This is a genomic window from Paraburkholderia sp. IMGN_8 (assembly GCF_038050405.1).
GTDB lineage: Bacteria > Pseudomonadota > Gammaproteobacteria > Burkholderiales > Burkholderiaceae > Paraburkholderia.
In genome coordinates, this window is record NZ_CP150901.1 from 4,206,615 (window position 1) to 4,227,849 (window position 21,235).

The 21,235-nt window shown below is 54.9% G+C and carries 13 protein-coding genes and 1 pseudogene; 12 read left to right on the top strand and 2 right to left on the bottom strand.

The window, feature by feature from the left end:
- Positions 1-28: 28 nt before the first annotated feature.
- The 10 genes and pseudogenes from WN982_RS40025 to WN982_RS40065 all read left to right on the top strand — a co-directional run bounded on the left by WN982_RS40025 (position 29) and on the right by WN982_RS40065 (position 13,398).
- Positions 29-2,461, top strand: a complete 2,433-nt coding sequence (locus tag WN982_RS40025) for a hypothetical protein (protein WP_341317461.1) — start codon at positions 29-31, stop codon at positions 2,459-2,461.
- A gap of 33 nt (positions 2,462-2,494) precedes the next feature.
- Complete coding sequence (locus WN982_RS40030) at positions 2,495-4,306, top strand: ATP-binding protein (RefSeq protein ID WP_341317462.1); 1,812 nt, start codon at positions 2,495-2,497, stop codon at positions 4,304-4,306.
- Positions 4,307-4,576: 270 nt separating this feature from the next.
- Positions 4,577-4,957 (top strand): annotated as a pseudogene (locus WN982_RS41115) (TniQ family protein); the annotation flags it as partial.
- 546 nt (positions 4,958-5,503) lie between these two features.
- On the top strand, positions 5,504-5,932 hold the full coding sequence (locus tag WN982_RS40035; protein WP_341317463.1) for a hypothetical protein: 429 nt from the start codon (positions 5,504-5,506) through the stop codon (positions 5,930-5,932).
- Positions 5,933-6,482: 550 nt separating this feature from the next.
- Entirely contained in the window at positions 6,483-7,325 is an 843-nt protein-coding gene (locus WN982_RS40040) for a Dam family site-specific DNA-(adenine-N6)-methyltransferase (RefSeq protein ID WP_341317464.1), read from the top strand.
- 1,826 nt (positions 7,326-9,151) lie between these two features.
- The gene (locus tag WN982_RS40045) at positions 9,152-9,934 is read left to right on the top strand and encodes a metallophosphoesterase (protein ID WP_341317465.1); all 783 of its coding nucleotides are present in this window, start codon (positions 9,152-9,154) and stop codon (positions 9,932-9,934) included.
- 27 nt (positions 9,935-9,961) lie between these two features.
- Positions 9,962-10,345, top strand: a complete 384-nt coding sequence (locus WN982_RS40050) for a hypothetical protein (protein ID WP_341317466.1) — start codon at positions 9,962-9,964, stop codon at positions 10,343-10,345.
- Positions 10,346-10,451: 106 nt separating this feature from the next.
- Positions 10,452-10,610 (top strand): hypothetical protein, encoded by a 159-nt coding sequence (locus WN982_RS40055; RefSeq protein WP_341317467.1) that lies wholly within the window; start codon positions 10,452-10,454, stop codon positions 10,608-10,610.
- Between the two features lie 927 nt (positions 10,611-11,537).
- Positions 11,538-12,338 carry a hypothetical protein gene (locus WN982_RS40060; protein ID WP_341317468.1) on the top strand — a complete coding sequence of 267 codons (801 nt, stop codon included), beginning with the start codon at positions 11,538-11,540 and terminating at the stop codon, positions 12,336-12,338.
- A gap of 745 nt (positions 12,339-13,083) precedes the next feature.
- On the top strand, positions 13,084-13,398 hold the full coding sequence (locus tag WN982_RS40065) for a hypothetical protein (RefSeq protein WP_341317469.1): 315 nt from the start codon (positions 13,084-13,086) through the stop codon (positions 13,396-13,398).
- A gap of 678 nt (positions 13,399-14,076) precedes the next feature.
- Here WN982_RS40065 and WN982_RS40070 read toward each other — a convergent pair.
- Both WN982_RS40070 and WN982_RS40075 read right to left on the bottom strand, forming a co-directional pair.
- Positions 14,077-14,751, bottom strand: coding sequence for a hypothetical protein (locus WN982_RS40070; RefSeq protein ID WP_341317470.1), 675 nt, complete (start codon positions 14,749-14,751; stop codon positions 14,077-14,079).
- Positions 14,752-15,978: 1,227 nt separating this feature from the next.
- Complete coding sequence (locus tag WN982_RS40075) at positions 15,979-17,721, bottom strand: DUF262 domain-containing HNH endonuclease family protein (RefSeq protein WP_341317471.1); 1,743 nt, start codon at positions 17,719-17,721, stop codon at positions 15,979-15,981.
- A 504-nt stretch (positions 17,722-18,225) separates the two neighbouring features.
- Between WN982_RS40075 and WN982_RS40080 the strand changes: the two genes are divergently transcribed.
- Positions 18,226-19,038 carry an H-NS family nucleoid-associated regulatory protein gene (locus WN982_RS40080; protein WP_341317472.1) on the top strand — a complete coding sequence of 271 codons (813 nt, stop codon included), beginning with the start codon at positions 18,226-18,228 and terminating at the stop codon, positions 19,036-19,038.
- 232 nt (positions 19,039-19,270) lie between these two features.
- Entirely contained in the window at positions 19,271-21,004 is a 1,734-nt protein-coding gene (locus WN982_RS40085; RefSeq protein ID WP_341317473.1) for a nuclease-related domain-containing protein, read from the top strand.
- Positions 21,005-21,235 lie beyond the last annotated feature (231 nt).

Consider the following 21,235-nt stretch of genomic DNA (forward strand, 5'->3'; position numbering starts at 1 on the left):
CTCCAAAAGGTCATTTCAGGAGAATCAAATGGCGATGCATGTAAAGGCCTTGCGTACGCTCGCCCTGCGTGACCTCTACGAGGAGATTGAGAGCAAGGAACTGTTTCGCATCATCTACACCGGCTTCGGTCAACCCAACACCTATCTTTGCAAAATACTCGGAGAGAAGCTTGCAGTTAAACGCTATGAGACGGAAGAGTTTTTGAATCTATGTGACGAAGATAATCCGGAGCGACGCTTCACCCAGTTCAAGGGAGAGGATCCATTTTGTCATACACGGCAAGCTGTCGGTCAAACGGACGGACAAACGGCGAAGACCAGTGAAAACTGGAGAATCACTTCAGGACTCGTCGATGCATTTGACGCGAACGGACGATGGGCAGTCGAGGAGCTAGTAGATGCGCGAACGCGTCGTCGACGTTTGCTGGAGTACGCGGACGAGCACGACTTCTCCATGCCGTTGCTCTACAAACTCATCCGACGTTACTTCCAGAGAGGTATGGACGCAAGAGCGGTTGCGAGTGCCTACGTCAATTGCGGTGCAAAACGGACCAATCTGCTTTACACAGATGGAGTTGGAAAAGACGGTCCGGTACAAAGCGTGCCGATAGTAAAAGAGTACACGAAACGCCCGGGTCCGGCGCCCAGTGAGGATGAGTATGATTACGCCATACCTGGGCCAGTCCTGGAAAAGTTGCTATGGATGCATCTGGATCTGTATACGACATGGCAGCAGGGCGTTTGGACGCTTCCCGAGGAAGCCAGGAAACTCGGAAAGAGATTGCGTCAGCGCAAACGAGACGAGCGCGGGCTCCTGAAGATTGCGCCGAAAGCCGCTGTAAAAGGATTGATGCCCAAGGCGAACTACAAGCCCGTTAAAGGACGACGAGGCAGGCCGTCGCAGCGAGACCTCACGGATTCCATCAACTATCACCTGCGAAGGCGGGTTGAGGTATACGACGAAAGAGGACGGATTCGAAGGCTTGAGTTTAGTAATCACGCTGTTGTTACTGATCGTCAGGTTCAGTGGTTTTGGCTCACCACCAGACCAAATTTTGTCCGACGGCGACGACGACATCCAGAAGAAGAGAAGGTACGTAAACGGTCGCCCGAAAGAGGCCACGCTCGTCAACATGTCAAAGGACCAGGGCAGTTCTACATAATCGATTCAACGGTCCTGGATGTTTATGTCGTTTCGCCGGTGGACCGCAAAATCGTACTAGGCCGGCCAACATTGTACCTGGTAGTGGACTTGTATAGCGGCATGATCTGCGGCATGTACCTGGGTCTCGAAAACCCGTCGTTCGAAGCATGCGCGTTGGCACTCGTAAACGTGGTGACACCGAAAGCGGAATTTTGCAAAAAATTCGGGATCGAGATATCGGATGAGGATTGGCCAGCACGATACCTCCCGTTCGCGTTTCTGGCTGACCGAGGAGCAGAGTTCAAAAGCGTAGAACCGTGGAAATCTTTGATCGAAAAGTTGCGTTGTGGGATCAGTAATCCGCCACCACGGACACCAGTTGCTCGCAGTGTCGGCGAGCGCCGCTTTGGTTCTGTAACTCGTGGCTACCAAAAGGCAGCGTTCGGAGTCGTCGAACAGGATTTTCACACTCGTACCGGTCGTTTCTATCCCTGGGATGCCCGATACACACTGTCGGAGGTTACAACAATGTTGCTTCGCGCCATTCACGATTATCACCGGAATCCGACCGAGGGGGGGCAACCGCCTCCGTCCGAAATGGTGTATCTGGAGAAAACTGACACTCCGCTTAATCGGTGGATCTACGGCATTAACTCGGAGAGCGGCATGCTTAAGTCGGCAACGCCAGATGAAATGCGACTCGCGGTGTGGCCGCACAGCCGGGCTCGCGCATACGCAAAAGGGATTTTGTGGAAAAAACTATGGTACAGAAGCGAGTCCCTGAAAGATGAATTTTGGGAATCGCCTGAAATGAAGGGCAAAAAGAAAAGTAAGTCGATTGACATTCAGTATGACCCTGCCGACCTTAACGAGATACGGATTGTGTCGTACGGTTATAACGAAATTTGTACGCTAGACCCGAGCAATCGGCACAAGGTAGCAGATGTATCTCTTGCGGAATGGCTGTTACTTAACGCCCGTGACCGTCGCAATCGTCGCAAAGATCGTCTTGCGAAACAGGCCGAGCGTTACGCGTCAATGCAGAACACACAGGTCGATGACGAGTTTGCGGCGCACGAGCAGCAGGAGCAACTGAAGACAGCTGGAAAGACACACCCCGACGCGAGTGACATGAGAGCGAATCGACGCAAACAACGTTTACTTGATGCTGCTGCAGCTCGGGCTGACAAGAGCAAACCGGCGCAGACTAGTAGCGTGCAACAACCGGCGATAGATGAGTCGAATGCCGAAACCGAATCGGGGGACATCGCGACCGAAATTAATGACGGCTTGCTGGATGTGTTGCACAACAGCTGAGCCGAGAAAAGCTCTCTTTTGACTGGAGGCGATATGGCAAAGAACGTGACTAAAGTGGATGATCAGATGGATGACGACAAGACGAAGACGGATGAGCCATTTGATCGCCGACGGAAACACGGCGTGACGGCGGTATATCACGATCCGTTGCTTGAACCGACAGAGTACAGAGATAACCCGCTTATCCTTGCGTTGCCGCCATTTCATCGACGGCTTGAAGTAGCCACAGCAGCCCTTCGACAGTTTGAAATGCCTTACAGCCAGGAGTGCCGAACGTGGAGTGACGAAATCAAACTCCTTTCCGTGCAACGAATCTCGCTCAACGGGATCGCCTTGCCGATCCAGATAAGAATAAGCGACTGGCTGCATGCAGCCATACGCACGCATTACCACTTGCTGCAGCCGATGGAAGAGCCTGATTTTCTCCAACGGAGGTATGCGGCACTGCAGAATGGGGAGGCGCATGTCCTCGGACAGTTGGTTCAGTCTCACTCAGGTTCCATGCTGGTTATCGGCATATCGGGTGTGGGCAAAACCACAGCGGCCAAGCTGGGTGTCAGCCAGTTTCCCAGGTTCATTGGTCACGAGTCATTCAACGGTCGACCGTTCCTTAGCGATCAGGTAGTCTGGATTCACGTAACCTGTCCACATAACGGTTCGATCAAGTCGCTTTGCAAGTCGATTCTGGCATGGGTTGACGATCTTCTCGGGACATTTTACGAGCGGGAAATGTTGAAGCACGGAGTAAACAGCGCCGACTACGTTGAGAAAGTTGGTAATGTCCTCCTGCATCACATGGTCGGTGTTCTCATTATCGACGAGATTCAAAATGCGATGCGCGCGACGGATCAGCGCGAGGTCTTCGATATGTTGGTTAACATGTTGAACAAAAATTCGTGCCCTGTCCTCGCCATCGGTACTCCGGAAGTGGCTACTCTAGCCCCGAAAGCATTTCGTCTTGCGAGACGCATGGCGGGTCGAACCATGACTATGGAGCCGTTTCGCAAGGGACCTAAGTCTAAAACTGCTGGCGAACGTGATTTGTACTTGAACGGCGTCACGCGACTGGATTTCTTGCCTACACCGTTCACGAACAAACAAGGTGTTCATGATGCGCTGATGGCGGTCAGCGCCGGGGTACCGGCGTTCATCACACTTGCGTGGATATTAACTCAGCACGCAGGTATCGTCACGAAAGCGCAGGAAGTGACCCCTTCGCTCATCGTGGCAGCGACCAAGCAGGCTTTCAGCATTGTGAGCGGATTGCTCGCAGCGATCGAAAGTCGCGATATCAAGAAGCTTGCCACTGTCAGTGATCTCGCTATCACCGAAGTTCGAGAGTACATCGAAAAGTTGGTGACCGACGACGGTCGAACTGAGTATGACGAGGCGCGCGACGAATACCGCCGCCTCAACACTTTCTATCGGGCCGTGGGGACACTTGTCAACTTGGGAATAGGTCAGGGCTCGGCTGAGCTGGAAGTAGCGACGATTCAGCGTGAGGAACCTGCACTTGATGCCATCGAACTCGTGCGCAAGGCCATTGATCGCTGTCGCGTGACGATCCCCAAAACGGAGGCGGATGCAGACGCAGGCAATGACACGAAACCGGAGGCTACACCGACGGGAGATTCTGTGGGTTCAAATGATTCCGTGAGGCCGAACCAGGCGCCGGAAACGAAGACGGCCGAAGCCCAGCAACATTCGCACGTTGCAGGCTTTCGTTCTCGCAAAAAGGCATCTTCAGCAGAGGGGACAACACGCGACAAGGGCGACTCGTCGGCGGAAAAGGCTGAGCCTCAGTTCACTGAGTCCCGGCATCCTGCCTCTGAAGAGGTTATTTGATGATCCCCTTGCCTGCAACTGCCGATGAGCGAAGGTGGTGGGTAGCGATGCATCTGGTGCGCGTAATGATCCGGAGGCCGGTGCGACGTGCACGCGGCCCGGATATAAGTTTCTAAAGAGGCCGCAGCGTGCAGTTGCGAAAATCAGCAAGAACCTGTCGACGGTGCGGCGCATTGTGTCGAACTATGGCTGGAAGCGGTGTCCGGCAGTGTGCTGCTGCAATTTGAACAAATGTGTTCTGCCAGAACAGAAACGGGAGCAGACTGGCCAATGGCGCTATATCTATTCAGCCCGTTCGACGACGAGCTACTCGAAGGGTCATTTTCACGGTACGCACTGGTGTTCAAACTAACGCGCTTCCGACACCTGAGCTACGGTTTTCAGTTCGACCAGATAGGGTGGGGCACTTTTGGGGCAACCGAAATTATCGCTCGAGAGACTGCTCGATGCTGGGGGTTCGGTTGGGAGGAGGTTTTGAATAAGTTGACGCTATTTCCGTTCCTATACGCGTTGACCCCCCCGGCTGAACGAGCCAGGTTACTGTCTACAGCGAGACACAGGCGATGCAGACGCGGGCTTATAGTACCTGACGAGCTGAGATATTGCGAAATGTGCTTTGCCGAAGACCGAGATGCAGGAAGACCTGAGTACTGGCGACGCTCACATCAGCTACCAGGCACAATGTTTTGTCACATTCACCGATGTGCGTTAGGGCAGATGCCGCGCTTGTCAAAATGGCTAGATCGATTTGATCCTCGAAATCGACGCGACAGTGACATATCGAAAGGTCTCGTTTTCTCAAGCGTTCAGCGAGAGCATTGCATTGATCTTGCTATAGCAGGCAATCGTGTCCTTCACGATGCGACTCAGTATTACCCCCCGGTTCATACATCTGACTGGACTCGTAGCGCTGTGCAGGCGGGGTATTTTCGTTCAAAAAAGAATATTGACGTCCGAAGGCTTGCGCGAGACTACATCGCATATTACGGGGAAGACTTCCTGCAGTTGATGCACAGATTACATCTCACTCACACCGCGACACAACTTTCACGGGAGGATTTCTATTTTTCTGTGTTTTCTTCACGTGCAAATGCATTTTTCCTTGGCACATTCCTCAGGGCGACTGCCGACTCACATGCTGGCTTCGATTGGCCGTATTGCGTGAATCACGCAGCAGATCACGGAAATAGGTATCTGGTGGATCACATCGAACGGGCGAAAGACGAGTGGTTCGCTGCCTGCCGTTGTGGCATGAGTTTTACATACTCCACTGTCGAGAATGGTCAGGCACGCAATGTGCGAATCATCCGATACGGCAGATTTTTTCAAGAGGAAGTAGCACGCCTATTTGCAGCAGGTCGCAGTGTTCTGGAAATAGCTGAGCTGACCGGGGCGCCCTGCCGTTCGATCTGGGCTTGGCTAAGTAAACAAAACACATCAAAGCGAGGCCTGAGCAAAGAAGATGTCGAGGATATTGAGCGGCAGTTTCGTGACGCATTACGGCAACACGGTGAGTTGAAACTGTTGGCGATGAACGATGTGGCTTTGTATCACCGAGTGCTCAGGTATGCGCCGCACTTGTTGCCGAGAGGTGCAGCAGTAGGACGAAGCCTCAACAAAAAGTAGTTTCTTCCCTGGTGTCGTGAGGACTCGCGGGCGTCTGGTGGCGTGCGCGTATGGGATGGTAGCGACCGATTCGGATGATGAGGGAGACGCTGAATAAACAAAGTCTGCGTGATATGCACACCATGAGATGCTCCCATCAGCATGAGTAATCGACGCCGCTCACGATAGAGCCGGCATTCACAATCGCCAGAATCGCACCGTGTTCCTAAATCAGCAACTCTTCCTGCGGAACATGGCTGCATGGTCGCGCTGGTTCGTCGAACCGTAGCAGTGACAAAACCTGTTTTTAGCGGTACGCAGCCAGCTTCACGTTCAGTCGCGTCTCCGATATTCGAGTAGGGACGCGATGCGCATGCGCGTCTGGGCGTCTCGACACGAGCAATCGCATGTCCGCCGGCATGCAGCGCGGGTCACAACCGCGAGCTATCACCTCGATCCAGATGAAATCTCGATCACCATCGCTGAAGGGCTGACGAGTGTCGTCATCGGACTCGGTTAGGTGATGTTGCTGAGAACTGGGAACGGCTAAAAGCCGCTCGCTTAACGTTGGATGACCATTCATCCAACGCCTCAGGCAACTCAGACCACACGGCCCTTCGTCAAATGGGCGGGCGGGAAAAGCCGTTTGTTAAATCATATCATCCCAGCTATTCCGGCAGGACGACGCTTTGTTGAGCCGTTCCTTGGCGGGGGGGCCGTATTTTTAAATGCGAAAAACTTCGACCAGTACTTGCTTGGCGACAGCAACAAACACCTAATCGACCTATACACATGCGTCGTCGAACATCGACATGAGTTCATCGCGTTGGCGTCAACATTTTTTGACGAGAGCTACCGTTCTCCCGAACGGTATCAGGAGGTACGACATGCATTTAACCATGAGCGTGACGTCATGGTCCGCTCCGCGCGATTCGTATATTTGAATCGATTTGGTTTCAATGGTCTCTGCAGATACAACCGGGCCGGCCAATTCAACACACCGTACGGCCACCCCAGGCAAGTCCCGGGTTTTCCAGTCAAGCAGATTCTCGCGTTCGCGGAGAAAGCGCAACGGGCAACATTTGTTCACGGTGACTTCTCCGAGCTTATGCGGCTGGCCACGCCTGGAGACGTTGTTTACTGCGATCCACCTTATCTAGACCGTGATGACAGCGCGAGCTTCCGCGCTTACGGCGCAGACGGCTTCGGAGTAGCACGTCAAGGTGAGCTAGCCGAGTTGTCGAGAGAACTCGCTGCAAGAGGAGTTCCGGTCGTAATCTCGAATCACGATTGTCGTGCTGCACGGGAGTTGTACGCTGGCGCCGAAATCATCACGTTCCCGGCTCGACGCTCCATTAGTGCCGCTACTGGTTCGCGTGGAAACGTAGGCGAGCTTCTCGCGATTTTTCGATGACTTTTGTCGAGATACAAGTCTCGACGAATGTAGCGACGGTGCGGGAGGTGGCGGCAACGAAGTCGCTGCGCCCATGAGCGTTGCGCACGGCGCCCTGCGTTACGGAATAGAGGAAATTGGGACTATATACGATGGTGAATCTACCACCGGAGATAGCTATGTCGCAGAATTTCGAAGAGGCTGGCAGATATTACGATGCCGACGAATTTTCGAGGAGGCTGAACTCTGAATTGGACTCGGACGAAGACGCGTGAGAACCGACAAAGGTTGGCTTTCGCGTTCGAGATTTCGTGCACCCGAAGTCCCATTCACATGACTGCTTTTTACTGCGGTAGATTGTTGTAGCCTGCATTTGTTGCGTTCGCTCTGCCTGTGCCGTCGGTAACGCGTTTGCATAATCTCCGCGCGGTCATCGAGTTTTCTTCGTTTGACAAGATAAGCACAGTATCTAGGGTGACCCGATAGCGAAGCGTGCACGCTCCTGGCTAGCGACTGGTTGCATCTGGCCACAGCCACCGCGCTTGCCTATCTGCACCGAATTGATAACATTACAGAACCAAACCGAAACCTGTGAAGAAGACTGCTATCGTGGCTTCGGTGGAAACTTTTGTTATCAAAGTCGCGCGCGTTCTGTGCGAGGCACATCAGATATTGATAATGCCTATCGAACGTCAAACGAAGGATCGTAATGGTCGAACGTCCTCCCGTAGGTAGAGTCATTCGTTCCTTGCGCCGGGCGCTGGACCTCACGCAAGTTCAACTGGCGCGGGAGTGCGGCATATCGAGCCAGTTCCTGTCACTACTGGAGCTTGGCGAAGTCAATGTTTCCCTGGATGTCCTCGTTGCGCTGTCGGCGCGACTTGGTCAACCGCTGTCAGCCATTTTCCTCGCCGCTGAGAAACCGCTCGCACCGCCGCGTACGACTCGAATCAAGCGAAAGCGGGCCGCATAGCCTCTGGGTTTAGTGCGTGTGGATAGCCTGAAAACTGCAGCAAACGCGACTCATCGGACGAAAAGAGGCATAGCACGCGCACCGAAAGTCACAAGGAGAGCGCTGACTCGCTTTGCGCCTTTCAATCACGTTTGCCTCGCAACCGTCACCCGTAAACACGCGTAGCGGACGGCGCGTACCGCCGATCCGCAGATCTCGTTTGCGCGATTAACGCCCAGCCTTGGTGACAAAGCGGCGCACTGTGTTCCGACTCATCAAAAAGGCTTCCATCAGTCGGCAACCTGCCAGAGCGGATCTCCGTGTCGTGTCGCCGGGAATAAACAGGGACGCGCCAAATCGAGATTTCTACACGTTCCGGACAAAAGTAGGCCAGATTTCGACACGTTCCGGACAAAGCTACGCCACATTTCTACGCATCCCGGACAACCAAGCGGCCACGCGCGGGGCGATCGTCAACCATTGCGACCGGTTCGATGCCCGTTTGAGCCTATGCCAAGCACGGCGTAGTGTGCAGCAAGAAATACAATATATAAACTGATAAAATCTAAACTTAGATTGAATCTTAGCTAGTTGTGCACCATACTGAAAGTGTCGCTGCGAGGCCAGTTCACACCGGTTCATAGGTCCGGCGCGAACGAGCCGACAGCAGTCGACAATCCGGCCGGATCGCTGGTGGCGGCTCCAGCCGATACACGTCGTTCCATAAGGTGTGCATCACCGCACGCGATACGCGATACGCGATGGGTGGTGCCTTGAGGGGAATTGTTGTTGCCACAACGGGCTTGAAACGATTCGCAAGTCGAATCTGACACTGGGTTGTTTTTGTTTGAGCTCGCCACGTTGGACACGCAGGCCACAAGAACACGGAGGTGATGTGCGTATCCAAGTCGCATCTGACCTGCATCACGAAATCGCTGCGCCGGGCAGCGATCTGGCGGCGCCGCTATCGATAGTCTCGGATGTTGATCTTCTTGTTCTTGCTGGCGACATCCACACTGGCACCAAAGGTGTCGAGCTCTATGCAAACTGTCGCGTGCCAGTGGCATACGTGCTTGGGGACCATGAAGCGCTGGGACACAAATATCCCGCACTCGTCCATGAGATGAAGGTGCGTGCAAACGGCACCTCAGTCCGGGTGCTGCAAAGCGACGAATGGGTCTACGACGGCGTTCGAATTTTGGGCACCAGTCTTTGGACGGACTATCACCGCTTTCCGTTGAACCTGGACGACGCACTGAGAGCAAGGTGGGGCAAAACAGCTCAAGACAGGAAAGTCTGGTCATACAGTAGCGAAGTGTTTAAACCTGAGGATCCGATAGGGCATCAGCGGCGGACCCTTCTGTGGCTGAACGCGCGTCTTGAGGAGCCGTTCGCCGGGAAAACGGTGGTGGTAACACATCACATGCCTTCAGGAATGTCAGTTCCACAGAAAAACCGCGAGCTTGTGCTTGCGGCGGCACGCGCAACAAACGTTGAACTCCTTGTTCTACGAGCGGATCTGTGGGTGCACGGTCACGGGCACTGGAGCAGCGATTATCGGATCGGTGATTGCCGCGTTGTGTGTAATCCCCGTGGTCGCCCTGGTCGTAATCGCACTGCGCCTGAGATTCCATACGAGAACGCTGCGTTTAACCCGGCCCTCACAATCGAGCTATAACGCCCAGCCACGAATTTGGAGACCGATATGTCAGTGTACACGGTGCTTCATGGCGAGGAGGTCTTCCTCGAGCGATGGTCGATTCGCGAATCTGACAGGGGTACTCGTCATTTCGTTGGTTTCGATATCCGCCGAGGCGATGGTCGGGTTAGTACGCCAATCAATGAATTTGACCCGGCAACGCGCACAGGGAAAACAGAGAACGGGAGCCGATACCAATTGATTGGGCGAGCTGGCCATGATTCGGATGCGGAATACGTATGGCGTATCGCAATAAGAGCATGGGGAATCGGGTCATGGACCGACGTCACCGCCGAACTGGTGCCAAATTGGAGACAGGGGCTTCTGCTTGCGTCGGGGGATGGTGACGAAGACGCTGAGAGCGGTGAACCAGAGGACGGCATGATTTAGCCAATGAGTAGCGGCCCGCGTGTGGCCACTGACATTACAGAGGGAACCAGCGATGACGACTCCATATGAGCGCACCCAGGCGGTATTGCGCGCACGAGAACTTCTGATGGACCTGACGACAGCGGACGAGAATACAGATTTAGGGGCGCTTCGCGGCCGCGCACAATCGCTCCTTCGACACTTTCGCGAGCGCGTCCATCTACACCTTAGTGCTGCGTCAGGACTCGGGATCTCGGCGGATCCGGATGAGAAATGGTACGAATAGGCATGAATCGCGATTGCTGTCTGTCCGCGACCATTTGGGACCTTGTCGGCCGAGGGATTTCTGTTGCGCTTACGGGCCGGGAGGAACTACCTGAGCGACCGGTATTGCCCGACGTCCCAGTCCATAAAAGTGACGACGAGCGGCCGATACCTTATGTACGGTTCAGGGAAATTCCTGAGCCAGCTCGAAAACTATTCAGGCAGAACATGAAGCTGTCCACCTGTCCAGTTATTGCAAGTGATCCCGATCCGACGGATTGCGCATATCTGTGGGACTGGGTCGCCTTTTTAGAAGGTAGAAGGTGATGGTACTGACGCGCCATCTCGAGTTACGCCAGTGAGAAGCATGCACTGTGGTTTTGGCCGGTGTGCACCGACGTTATCTGGACCAGATGAACTTGCACCTCACCGATATCTCCAGGTACTTTGGCGCGCCCGCTCTCATTGATGTAGATAGAACAGGTGGCGAAACCCATCGATTTCATCGGAATAGGAGGGTAGCGTGCCGACAGAACAGGTGGTCCCGGAGGATTTCCCCAGCGGGCCGTGCACAGTATCCATAGCTGGCGCACATCCTAAACTCGCTGTCAGACGCATCGGCGGTACATATCGTGTTGGTCTCACAGACGAGGAACTGCAGGAACGGTATGGCGCCTGTGAGGATTTGGCCCAGCAGCTTGCGTCGTACTGTGTACGCAAAGAGTTGGAGAATCCTTCATGGACCCGCGAGCATACTGTTGCCCGAGTAGGTGAAGGCGTTGCACAAAAGGTGACGGCCGGTCTCTGGAATCTGTCTGCGGCTGAACAGCGCTGGGTAATGGTGCGAGTTCAGCAGGTACTTGGTTGGTAGCGCACGTACCGGCAATGCGTCGCCAGTCGTCCGGTCAGGCTGACGTTGGTGGTCCTGAATTCGGCACAGGAGATCACAATGACCTTTCGCGAAGAAATTGAGAGACAAGCGCTGATGGCGCGTCGCGAGATGGTGCGCAGCAAGGAATTATTGACATCAAGTGAGTTCTGCGAGCGCCTGGGTGTGAGTGAAAGACGACTTGCAAGGATGATATCGACAGGAAGCGTCTTCTCAATTGCCGTAGATGATGTCCAATATTTTCCAGCCCTCCTCACAGACCCGTCAGTCGATCGGAGGCGCTTGCAGTCCGTCTGTCGCATTCTCGTGCCTGCTCCTCCAGACTGCCGGTTGGGATACCTTTCCTCGATGCAGGGCAACTTAGGCGGTCTCACTCCGCTTGCAGCACTGGCTGAGTACAAAAGCTATCGTCACCTGCGCCAGATGGCCCGCGCCTACGCTGCCGATTGGTCGCGAACTGTCGTAAATATCTGGGCTGGCCACTACAGGCCAGAGGAACTCGAGCCGACGTACGTGGCAGCCGTCGACGTCGACCCGAGGACGAATCTTTGGAAACGCGCGCTGGAGGCGATGGAAGCTGGTGGATACATTGCACCGCCGGGCCCTTATCCGAGTGTTGACGCGGCCACCGTACTTGTTATACGCAGCGAAGCGGGAGATTTGAATCACGTCGAGGAGGCACGGCTGGATGTGAGCATTGTCGACGAAGTGGCACGTGTCCTCATTTATACCCGCGACCTCCGACAGGAACTGGAGGAAGTTCCTGTTGCTGGCGCAGACAGCATTGTCGAGGTTGTTCGTCGTGTCGTAGCGGCCCTTTCCCGCGTTAAAAAACGCCAGGAGACGAAAAGTGGCCACTGAGGTCTTTGCATGGGGCTATGTTGCATGGCTCACGCAACGGCCATCAGGCTATTCGCTATCGGGGTACATTGACGGCCACGAATTCGAAATCACCACAGATACATCGCGAGAAGCTGAAAGGGCATTCGCCCGCGCGGCGCGCCGAGCGTGGGCGCGTCGAAAGCTTCGGGTCATTCGAGGCTTGCCAGCGCGCGAGGAAGAGCCAGTAGACACGGCAGACACGTATCATGAGGTATCTTTCCGCACTGAAGACATTTGTGAAACAGGTGCGCGGCTAACAGGCGCGAGGTCAACAAACAAGAGCCATTTGTTGAACTGCGTCAATTCGGCCGCCCATCTCACACTCGCAGCGTGTTGATTGGAATCCACTGTGCGTCTCCTGGACGCAGGCACTGCCAAAATGTCCAACCATTGACTGGAGATTGTGTGACGCTGCAGTCTGCCGCAGACGGTGAACTATACTCAACGCCATCCAGCAAGAGCGCCCCGTTTTTGACTTCCCCGAAATATTCCTTGCCATCGACTGCACCACTCCTTCCGGTCGGCTCTAGCAGCGACGATGACATATTTCAAAGTCCGTGACATAAGGTCATAGCCGCGCCAGCAGTCGCCGCTCCTGCCGAAAGCAACGCTTCGTTGCCACAGAAAGGCCGCCGTTGCTAGGGGTAACTGCCCGAGCACTTGCCGATGGCTGCATGCAGGGCATGGCGCGACCCCTCATCCAACGTACTAAACAGGAGTAGAGATGACCGCTGCTGAACTGATTGAGCGCCTACATACTGCTCACCCGGACGCCCGGGTGATGTTCTTGCCTTTCGGCGCCGATGAGGACGGGCTGGAGGACGTGGGCGTCGCTGAAGTATTCGCAATGCCTTGGACACTTGAGCGCTGTTATCACGGCGGGCATGTAGATGAGTTCTTGTATTCGGGCAAGCCAGACCAAGCGGGGGCCGACGAATGCGGGCGGGTCGAATATACGTCGGTCAGGGTCGTAGTTTTGTCTGTGGATGAGGGGTTCCTTCGCTCTCGCCGCTACGTACGTTCACCAAACGACGACTGACTGTCAACGATACCTCACCACGACAGTCTGCACCTGTGCAAACGGCAACCCCACTCACTCGGGAAGCTACAGCTTGGCACTGAACCGTCTGGATGTCCGAAGTCTTTGATTTTAAAGATTTGGCCGCGTAAATTTCAAATTTCAGTTTTACGCGGCCATTGCCCGTGTGCCGACGCATCTCTATTGCGCCATTCGTACAATTCTTCCGTTGACGAGGTCTGCATCCTCTCTGGGGACGGTGCCTATCTCCCTACGATTCGTGAGGTCATGCGCCAAGGGATACGCGTCTACGTTGGCGCTTTTTGCTCTGGACTGGACCGTCGATTACGCACCCAAAGTGATGAGTTCATCGACCTTGATCCGATGTATTTCGAAACCGCTTGCGGTACGCCGTAGGACACCAGCAAGCGCTCGTCGAGAGACATTGCGTCGACTTTTAAGGAAATACGACGTAGCGGGAGCATTGGTTCGGCCTAGTGTGACGTCGAACTTATCAGTTCGGTCAAAGGCGGCATTCTGTTGTCTACCAATAAATGGTGGTTTGAGGAGTGAGGCTAAGGATCCTCGGCGCGTAGCCCATCAACTCGACCGCCGAGCGACCGTTCTCCGTCTAATCATCTGGTAGCTTTGGGTCCGTGAGACGCCTTACGGATTGATATCCGTCCTTTTTTCAATGTTTCAGGCGCTCAGGGCCTGTTTGAACTGTTGCGCGTCAGCTCGCCGACCAATCGTGGATTCCGTTCGACGCTCGAGCGACGCCTTGCGCTTTTCTTCAGCGTTCGCGATGAAGTCGGACAGTTCGCGCTCCATGGCTGAGTCTCTGGCGCCCGGCTTCCATGTCGCGGCTCCATGCCGCCGGCGCGTGGTCCGGGCAAGTGCTAACGCTGCCATCGCAGCCTTCGCACATTCGTATTCAACCTGGCCACAAAGGTCGATCGGCTCAGCGAATTCGCGGAACGCTTCCACATACTCCCGAGCGGCGTGCACCGTTGCCGGGTACTCGCGCAGTTCGGAGATCACTTTGCGGCTCAGGACGTGCCACTGAAGCTTGTCCGGATAGGCAAAGGCGGGGATGGAGACGCCCTTGCTGGCTTCGCGGCACATGGGGCCGGCGGGCTCCGCTGCTGCCCAAGCGGCCTTATGCATCATTGTCCGACAGGTCCGAGCGTAACTTTCCAGCGATAGCGCAAGTTCCAATGCAGCGTCGCGTCGCTGACGCTTGCGCTCGCTGGCATCCCTTGCTGATATCCACGCGAGCGTTATGACAGAGCCGGCTGCCGCTGACGCCAACGCCAGTGTCATCGGAGTGTTCCAGCCAAGTCGCTGGAGATATTCAAGCCATTCCTGCCGCATACGATGCGCCTCGGAGAAAGAGGTGCCCAGAGTATAAGCAATCGTTTGCGGAGTATTCAGAGCAAAAAATGCGGTGTGTGTTTTCGCCACAATATCTTCGATGGGGCGGTGCGCATCTTGACAGACCGTGCCGAACCAGGGCCCTCGTCGGCCCAGCACCAGGAGAGACGACGGTAACAGTTTCAGGCCGGTTCGCTTCTTAACGGGGACGGAGTAGCGACGTTGGTCCGAACAGCGGCAATGTGTCTGCGGGCACCGCTCGAGGCAAACACCGTTTGATCGCAAGACGATCAACGACGGGCCACATCGCCTGATCAATGTCGGACGGGGTTCGGCCAGGAGTAGTCCTTCGTGGATTCGCCAGGATATTCGTTTCGCTTCGCTTTCTCGATTCTACGATCTAGCTCCTCAAGGTGCTTTGAGAGCTCACTGTATTGCGACATGCGCTACTCCTTCAGGTGACGAGATAGTTTACCGCGAAAATTTCTCGTCCGGAGAATGCAGATCGAGCGTCGGGAATGGTGAGGACTTCCAGGATGGTGAGCCTTTCCAGGAGTCAAGAGCAGTGGAAGGGTGGTCAACCCATCGCAAAGGTGAGGACTTCCAGGAGAACGAATGACCGAAGGAACGGTGAATGTTTCGGGCAGTCCAGCATCACCGGAAGTAATCGCGCAGTGCCAACGCAAGTGGGTTTCTGGCTGGTTAGGAATCGAGATGGATAACAATAACCTATCAAAGGCCGTGATTATTGCGAAACTGCACGCAGCCAGGCGGTGGGTAAGCCAGCGCGCGCCCGCTAGAAGCTTGTCTCATTGGTGAACAGTTCTCTCGGGTCTGCGTCACCTGAAGAGTCAATCCGCACGGGTGAGGCTTTTCAGGATGGTGATGCAGCGAGACTTGCTTGCATCACCGTCGCGTGCAAATGGGAATTGTCTGGCGATACTTCGATCAGGTGGAATTTTTGCTGTTTGTAGTGAGACCATATGCTCGATGGGCTAGGGGGACGCACGGCGAAAGTCGACTGCCACCGAGCAAATTGAGTTCGGCGCCCGCAGCCACCTCGGAGTTTCGATACTGCTCGATTACAGACCGATCTGAGTCGCACATTGATTGTGCGGTGGTTTCCGGCATCGACCTTAGATTGGCAGCGAGTCGACGCAGCGGGCGGTCTGAAGGCAGTGAGATGTGTACGCGAACGGTGACTGACACCGTCCGCCTAGGCAAATATCAAGCGATGCGATAGTGCGTTCGTAGTCTGTTAAGCACAATCCGGTGATTTTCCATCAATTCAGCAGGAGTCCACCGCGCATTTTTGAGTACACGCAGGGAGTTCGGGCAGGTATTGATTTTCTTGGAGAAATACTTCTTCAGCTTGACATCGTAGTCTGCGTTGCCTTGCGCAGTGTTCTTCTTCGTGGTGATGAGTACAAGATTGCCAAGCCGGTTTGTCCATTCCACGCGTTGTTCGTCTGTGAAGTCCCTGCGCCATTGACTTTCGGGTGCAGGGTGTTGAGGTAACACATGTTCGACGGAAAGCGACTCGAACGCCATCCGGTGTGCGTGGTCGTGGTAGAGATAATCAAGCTTGATGAGTAGATATCGGGTGAAACGGCGGCCATAGACGGCAGCCTCGATAGCGCGATCGACACCGGCGGCGTCAATGCCAAAACACGCGTCGTTGAGAACGTCATCTGGACTACGCGCACTTTCGACGACCCGAATGATCTGGTTCATGTTGTCGATCCGTTCAGTCGGCGTATACTGAGCAATCCAGTCTGCAGAGAATTTATTGTCCAATAGGGTCAAAAATTCGAAGAGACGACGATGCTTGAAACGGTCGAAAAAGCGCAGGGCAGGGGGAATCCAGTCCGTGGAGGGAAGGCCTGTTAGCATGACTTTGATCAGGTTGTCGCATTCAAAGCTCGCGTCCGTCTCGTCGTAATTCTCTCCGCCTAGCAGTCGAGCATAGTGGTCGAGATAGCGCTCAATGAACTCAAACGTCTCCTTACCTTTCGTTAGCAATGCCGGCTTCTTCTGGCCAGTAGCCCTGTCCTTTTCCTTCGGATCGTAAATTTTCTGCTCAAATTCCTGCAGCAGGTTCAACCTTGCCTTGTCCTTCAGGAGAATGGTGCGTAGATAATTCAGGAAACGGTCGAAATCGTCGCCGAGCTCGCTTTCCGCGTCTTCCCAAAGTTCGGCACACCGTGTCTTGTCAATTTCCCGCGCAACGGCTCCGAGATTCATTGACTTCAAAATGTCACTGTTGCGCAGAGGCACGCCTCGGGCGTTTAGAACGGTGAAGAGCCGGAATGCGTCGTCAAGGTCCTCGGTCGCGATGTAGATGAGGAGAACGCGGTTGCGCAGGAACTTAAGGAATTCCTCCAATACCACGGGCTGCTCTGGGTCGCTGAGATAACGTCGAATTTCTAGAATTGCACGAGCCATGTTCCGGATGGACGGGGCTTCGGACCGGGTCGCAAGCTGTTCAAGCTCTGTCTCACGGTTGGTACCTCCGTCCACCTTCACAAACTCGTCGACGAAATCCTGAACGTCCTTCCGGATAGCAAAGACGATGCGTGTGCGCTCCGGGATCTCGTCGATGTCATCGCCCTGCTGGAAAATCGAGCGCTGACAACTCGCTCGCACATTGCTACTTGTAGAAAGGTCGCGCAAACATGCGAACAGTAGAAACAGTGTCGTCATCCGCTGCTGGCCGTCGAGAAGGTCGTTCTCGTCAAAGTCCTGGCCGAGTCCTGGGTTTGCGCGCTTCGACTGAAATACAAATGATCCGAGGAAGTACTCCTGATCCGGCTTTTCTGCGAGAGCGAAGGAAAGGTCGTCGAGCAGATCGTTGACTTCGTCGCGCGACCAGATGTAAGGCCTCTGATATTCAGGGATGCGGAACCACATGTTGGAGAAAATATCCTTGACGAGGATCTTCTCGCTTTTGATTTCGTGACTGTTTGACATGGTCTCTCGTTATTTCTTGCCGTTATCGGCCCCCGCCGAGCGTAAGTCCAGCAGAGGCATTCTACGTTACTGCCGTCGTGTTCCGAGTGCAATTGTGCGGCGGACCTTCCCCCTCATTTTTTGTGGAAGGAAGCGTTTCATTGAAGGATCAGTCACCGTCGTGGATGTGGCAACGGCGCTTTCGCCTGAAAGGGCGTTCGAATGAGCCTGTGCGCATTGCACGCAGCGGCATGCGTTGAAAGGGGCGGCGAGTCGACTTTTTACTGCCGCTACGTCAGGGGAGCAGGGAATTCACATTCGCCAGGTTAATAGCTGCGGGATCTGCAGCTATCGCAGTGCGGAGTGGACGCTCAAACGAATGTCGTAGGGTCTTTCCGAAGACGCCGAGTCGCTCATTGTTCTTGAAAAGTCCGTGCAAACCGTTCTATTGTTCTGGAAATGCCAACACTAGCGGATATGAGCATGGCATAGTGCGGTCATTCTCTTAACCAAACGGAGTTCAATATGGCGACGCTAGAACAAATCCAGAATCGGGTGAAGAAGCTTCAGGCGCAAGCAGACGCATTGATCGCGAAAAAAGTGCAGGAGGCAGTCGATCAGATTCGAGGACTCATGTTGAAGTATGGTTTGACGACGGCGGACATTGAGCCGAGTGCAAAGGTTCGACGTGAAACGAAGACCCCGGGCCGCAAAGCTATAGGTGCCACGGCTGTGTCTATAGCGAAATACCGTGACCCACATACCGGCGCGACATGGACCGGTCACGGACGTGCGCCTGCCTGGATTGCAAATGCAAAGGACCGTAGCAAGTTCCTGGCTGATGGTGTGAACGAATCCGCGACTGCGAGTACTCAAAAATCGTCTACGAAGAAGTCGGCGGCCGCTGTGAACGGCGCAGGACATACGGGACAACCGAAAGGCAAGCAGCCGGCGAAGTACATTAACCGGAAGACGGGCGCCACTTGGAGCGGACGGGGTCCCGCGCCCGCGTGGCTTGCAGGTGCGAAAGATCGCACGAAGTTTCTGATTGAATCGGACGCTGAGTCAACGCCATCTGTTCCTAAAGAAGCGGTGGCTCAGAAGATCGGGCGCAAGAATGCGGTTGCGGCGAAGAAGGGTGTCGCAAAGAAGGCGGTCGCAGCGAAGAAGTCGACGGGCAAGAAGGCTGTTGCGAAAAAGGCGCTGCCCACTCCGAGACTCAAGAATGCCGCGACCAAGAAGGCAGTCGCCCGCAAGCGCGTCACAGGCAAGGCAAAGGCGACCGTGGCTGACGTTGTTGCAACGTCGGAGTCGCCGGTCGAGCAGGCGGTCGCATAAGATAGTTGCAAGACTACCCCCGTGATTCGCGGGCAGTTCCCTTGTTACAATCGCGCGATCACGGGAGGGACGGAGTCCTAGGATAGCTCTATAAGAGCGGGCGTCCCGTTTGCGGCCGTCCCTCGTGCACTTTCCTCCGACATGCGGCCCAATACCGACGCAGCCTCGTTGTACGCGCGGGAAGCCGGGCTGACGCTCGCGCAGGTAAACAAAACATAGTGCAAAAAAGAGTATGAGCGTTGAAACCGTTGAGCGGCTGCTCGACCAGGCGTATCTGCGCTGGCCGATCCCTCACCCAAATAGTGGGCTGTCGACGTGGTACTGCCTCACCGCCTCGGAAGACATGCAGCGGAACTTCTTCGTTGGGATGGCTGCGCCGCTTCCAAGCGCGCAATTGGTTTTTTACATCGATAAATACAAGTATTCGATGAGGTATGCGCTTCAGCGTATCGCACGTGAGTCGACCGATGGCTCGTGGGCACCGGTACCCAGAAAAGTCTTACCCAAGCATTACATAGCCGCCAGCAAGCTGATGGTTGCGGGAGTGGACTACTCTTCAGTGGCACAATTATGTTCGGCACTGCACGCGAAGACCGCGTTTGCCGTCGAGACGTCGGACAGTTGGCGACTCACCGTCGACTTCGAGCATCACGACAAGTCCTACGTCGCGCTAGAATTCTTTGGTATCGGGAAAAACGAAGAAACCGACCCTGCGACACGTCTCTTCACGTGGATAAGTGCTCCCGCATTGGCTCCTGACGTCGTGCGCAGAATCGCCGGAAGTGTCCACTCCGAGCGTGAACTGTTGTTTTACACCTTTCGTGGCGTGCTGGCTAAGGAGCTTGCTCGATACTATCCGAGGGCGCCGCGAATAATTCCCGAGTCGTGGCGATTCCCATGGGGAAGTCAGGCCGATACGTCGGAGCTGTTGGCAGCGCTCGGACTTCGATGCTTATACCATGTGGTCGCCATTCACTTTGGTGCCGCTGCCGAGGGAGTTCGTGGCGGCGGTCCATCGAACCTGCTTCTCGTCATTTCTCACGATGAGCTCGTCGCGAACCTTGAGCGACTGAGCGGGGTATCAAAAAACACCGCGAGAGATTTCGTTAGTCGACTTACGCTGGGAAACCGGACCCAATCGCCTGACCCTGCATTGCAGCCGATTGTGCCTCTTGGGGCGAAAATGCTTGCTATCCCGTGCATTCATTTTCTATCTTCACATGCTGAGCGCAACGTGCTCAGCCTGATGGCCCGCACCGAAACAGTTCAGTTCAATTCTCAGAGCAGTCTCTTCGAAAAGGGGATGGTAGGTCGACTGGCTGCGACGGCGTCGGTGCCGGCCAACTGCGCAATGCTAGTCAATAGAACGTTCAGGGGCGGAGGGACGGAGGAGGAAATCGACGTTCTTCTGATCGACGAGGGGTCGCACCATATTCTCGTATGCGAACTTCGTTGGATTTTGCCACCGGGTGACCCTAAAGAGGTACGCAACCGCAAGAGCGAATGTCTGAAGAAGGTGCGGCAAGTGCGAAGGAAGGTCGATTGGATCGCAAACAACTCGGATGCTATTGCTCAAAGGGCGCTTGGGCCCGGGCCAGTGGCCGCTGGGAGCTGCCTCTGGACTGTGAGCGGTGTCGTTCTCATTGAAGGTTACGGTGGGACCCGAAGTCCTGACGCTCGCTTTCCCATAATGCCAATTGGACTTTTCACTCGAGGCCTGAATATTGCAGCCTCATTGGCGTCGGTCACCCAGTGGATTTCCGGGATGTCGTGGTTGCCAATAGAGCAACAACATTTCGGTTCGAGCGACGTAGAGGTCGATATTGGTACAGAAAAACCCTTGATCGTCGAAGGCCTCAGTTCTATCGTACCGCTAGATGTATATCTCGCAGACGCTCTGAAGAGCCTCCACAAGCGCTCCGAATCCTTCGGCGGGGCGGTCGAGAAAATCGGCGTCCCTGAGTGACATTTGCCGCATCGACACCCCTGGACACTGGCACGCCGCAACCACCTGGGCCTTGAACTCCTGGCTGTAGCGGCGACGACGCCGCCGTTCGACCGTGCTCTTCTTCTGCGATAGTGTTCACGTGTCCACCTATCGTTAAGTGGATACGATGCTCCCAAGATCTTCAATGCAACTCAAGATGGGTTGCCCGTGCGCTTACGAAGCGTCGATTGAGACTCCGGTGCTTCCGCA